Source organism: Cellulomonas sp. P4_B5_2, from assembly GCF_056402235.1.
Window position 1 is genome coordinate 1 of sequence record NZ_JBFUHU010000376.1, and the last position, 3,221, is coordinate 3,221.

The 3,221-nt window shown below is 73.8% G+C and carries 4 protein-coding genes; 2 read left to right on the top strand and 2 right to left on the bottom strand.

Features of this window, described 5'->3' with window-relative positions; all coding sequences use genetic code 11:
* The coding region (locus AC1DUQ_RS19715) for a P-loop nucleotide/nucleoside kinase family protein (RefSeq protein WP_477074415.1) at window positions 1–334 on the bottom strand (334 nt) is incomplete at its 3' end.
* Window positions 331–1,638, bottom strand: coding sequence for a lactate 2-monooxygenase (locus AC1DUQ_RS19720; protein WP_477060272.1), 1,308 nt, complete (start codon window positions 1,636–1,638; stop codon window positions 331–333). The genes AC1DUQ_RS19720 and AC1DUQ_RS19715, both read right to left, overlap by 4 nt.
* 67 nt (window positions 1,639–1,705) lie before the next feature.
* Between AC1DUQ_RS19720 and AC1DUQ_RS19725 the strand changes: the two genes are divergently transcribed.
* Together AC1DUQ_RS19725 and AC1DUQ_RS19730 are read left to right on the top strand one after the other, a co-directional pair.
* Window positions 1,706–2,479 (top strand): VOC family protein, encoded by a 774-nt coding sequence (locus AC1DUQ_RS19725; protein WP_477060273.1) that lies wholly within the window; start codon window positions 1,706–1,708, stop codon window positions 2,477–2,479.
* A gap of 43 nt (window positions 2,480–2,522) precedes the next feature.
* A partial coding sequence (locus tag AC1DUQ_RS19730) for a class I SAM-dependent methyltransferase (RefSeq protein WP_477074416.1) occupies window positions 2,523–3,221 on the top strand: 699 nt, incomplete at its 3' end.

Below are 3,221 nucleotides of genomic sequence, written 5' to 3' on the forward strand. Positions count from 1 at the left end.
TCTCCACCCCCGCACCCCGGGCGGCTGCCGTCTCCACCCCCGCACCCCGGGCGGCTGCCGCGTGCCGGAGGGCGGAGCGCTCGTCCCGTCCCCAGAGGCCGAAGTCGACGACGACGTCGATCCCGAGCTCGAGCCCGCGCAGCGCGATGTCGACGAGCCGGCCCTCGATCACGTCCGAGGCCGCCGACGGGTTCTCGAGCCCGTAGAGGGCCTTCATCCACTCGTCCTTCGTGAGGCGGAGCGCGCCCCGCTCCGCCTCGATCCGCCGCGCCTCGGTCGTCTTCCCGGTACCCGGCAGCCCCACGGTCAGGAACAGCGTCGGTCGACTCGTCACGGTGCGGCCGGGGCCAGCAGGTCCGGTCCGATCTCGTCGACCGACCGCACCCCCGACAGCGCCATGGTCAGGTCGAGCTCGGCCCACAGGTGCTGCATCACGGCCCGCGCGCCCTCGGCCCCGGCGAGGGCCATCCCGTAGACCCACGGTCGACCCACCAGGACGGCGCGCGCGCCCAGCGCGAGGGCGGTCACGACGTCCGCGCCGCTGCGGATCCCGCTGTCGAAGAGCACGGGGACGCGGCCGTCGACCGCGTCCACCACGGCCGGGAGGGCGTCGAGCGAGGCGATCGCACCGTCGATCTGACGCCCGCCGTGGTTGGACACGATGATCCCGTCGACCCCGTGGTCGAGCGCGAGGCGGGCGTCGTCCGCGTGCTGGATCCCCTTGAGCACCAGGGGCAGCGACGTGCGTTCGCGCAGGCGGCCGAGGTCGTCCCATGTCAGGGACGAGCGCGAGAAGACGTCGAGGAACGTCTCGACGGCGGCTCGGGGGAGAGGGGAGCGCAGGTTGTCGCGCAGGCGGCCGGGGTAGTGGCTGGCCATCGAGTGCAGGGCGCGGACCGCGGAGGGGGTCGGGCGCGGTGACGGCTCGTCGGCCGGTCGGGGTGCGGCGGCGCGAGCCTCGACGAGGCGGCGGAACGCGGGATCGCTCGTGTACTGGGCGATGCCCTCGCCGCGCGCGAACGGCAGGTATGCGAGATCGAGGTCGCGGGTGCGCCAGCCGAGCACGTGCGTGTCGAGCGTGACGACGACCGCCTCGCACCCGATGGCCTCTGCCCGGTCGACGAAGGAGTCGACGACGCCGTCGTCCTTGCTCCAGTAGAGCTGGAACCAGCGCGGGGCGTCGCCGAGCGTCCGCGCGACGTCCTCCATGGGGACCGAGGCCTGCGACGAGATCACCATCGGCAGGCCCAGCGCGCGTGCCGCTCGCGCGACCGCCTGGTCGGCGTCGGGGTGAACCAGCTCGAGGACCCCGATCGGCGCGAAGAGCAGCGGTGCGGGCAGCCGGCGGCCGAACAGCTCGGTCGACGTGTCCCGGTGCTCGACGTCGACGAGCATGCGGGGCACGATCCGGTGCCGGTCGAACGCGTCGAGGTTCGCCTGCGCGGTGCGCTGGCGACCGGCGCTCCCGGCGACGTAGGCCCAGGCGACGTCGCTCATCCGTCGTCGGGCGGCGGACTCGAGAGCGGCGGGCTCGACGGGGACCACTGGCCGTCGGCCGAACACCCCGGCGCGGTAGATGCGGGACTGGACGGCGCGACCGACGGAGGGAGGTGTGCGGGGGATCGCATCGTCGCTCACGCCCAGCAGTCTGGCACCGGGAGCCACCCTCTCGACCTGGAGGCGGCCACGGTGGTTGCCTGGACGCATGGCGGTGGTGGACGAGCTGATGGCGATCGAGAGCACCCTCGCACAGGGTCGCGGAGCCGAGTACGAGCGGGCGCTCCATGGGGACGCGCTGGTCGTCGTGCCCGGCGCGGTGCTGACCCGCGACGAGTGCGTGCGCGCGATGGACGCGTCGCCCGGGTGGGACGAGGTCGAGCTCGGCGAGCCGCGCCTGGTCGAGTCGACGGCGACCGCGACGGTGGTGTATCCGTTCGTCGGCAGGCGGCGGAGCACGACGTACCGCGCGACGCTCTCGTCGACCTACACGCGTGACGACTCCGGACGGTGGCGGCTGCTGCTCCACCAGCAGACGCCGCAGGACGAGCCGAGGCGGCACTCGCTGCCGGGTCCCACGCAGATCAACCTCGTCGTCGCCGACGTGGCTCGGGCCGGAGCGTTCTACCGGGACCTCGGCTGGGACGTCGGCGACCCCGTCGACCCGCACGCCGAGATCAGGTTCGACGGGCTGCAGGTCGAGCTGGACGAGCGGTCGTCGGTGGCCTACTGGAACAGTGGCAACCCCGACGACGACGCCGCGGCGACGGTCCTGTCGATCCATCTGGCGAGCCGCGACGAGGTCGACGCCGTGTGGACGCGGATGACCGGCCTCGGACACGAGTCCCGGCAGCGGCCGTTCGACGCGTTCTTCGGATCCCGGTACGCCGTCCTCGCGGATCCCGACGGCCACCAGATCGGGCTGCTGAGCCCCTGGTCCGACGAGCACCGCTTCGACCCGCCAGGGCCGGCCCCGGTCTGAAAACGACGTGACCGACGGCCGCGTCGCACCTAGCGTCGCGCGCATGGCCGACGACGGGTTCGAGGTGCCCCGCCTCGCGCAGCTGTACGCCCCGCTCGACCCGGACCGCGGCGATCTCGACGTGTATGCCGCGATCGTCGACGAGCTGGGCGCCCGCAGCGTGCTCGATGTCGGCTGCGGCACCGGCACGTTCGCGCTGATGCTCGCCTCGCGCGGGCTCGACGTCGTCGGGCTCGACCCGGCGCGGGCGTCGCTGGACGTGGCGCGCCGGAAGGCCGGAGCGGAGAGCGTCCGGTGGCTGGAGGGCGACGCGACGACGTTGCCACCGCTGCAGGTCGATCTCGCGACGATGACCGGCAACGTCGCTCAGGTCTTCGTGACCGACGAGGAGTGGGCGTCGACGCTGGCGGGCGTGCGCGCCGCGCTCGCGGACGGCGGCCACCTGGTGTTCGAGACCCGTGTCCCCGAGCGTGCGGCGTGGCGGGAGTGGACCCGCGACGCGACGTACGAGTCGACGGAGGTCGACGGGGTCGGCCGGGTGGACACGTGGGTCGACGCGACCGAGGTCGTCGGCGACCTGGTGACCTTCCGCGCGTCCTACGTCTTCGCGTCCGACGGCGCCGTGCTGACCTCCGACTCGACGCTGAGGTTCCGGGACCGCGGGACCGTCGAGCGGTCTCTGGCGGCGGCCGGGTTCGCGCCGGTCGACGTGCGGGAGGCGCCGGACCGGCCCGGGCGAGAG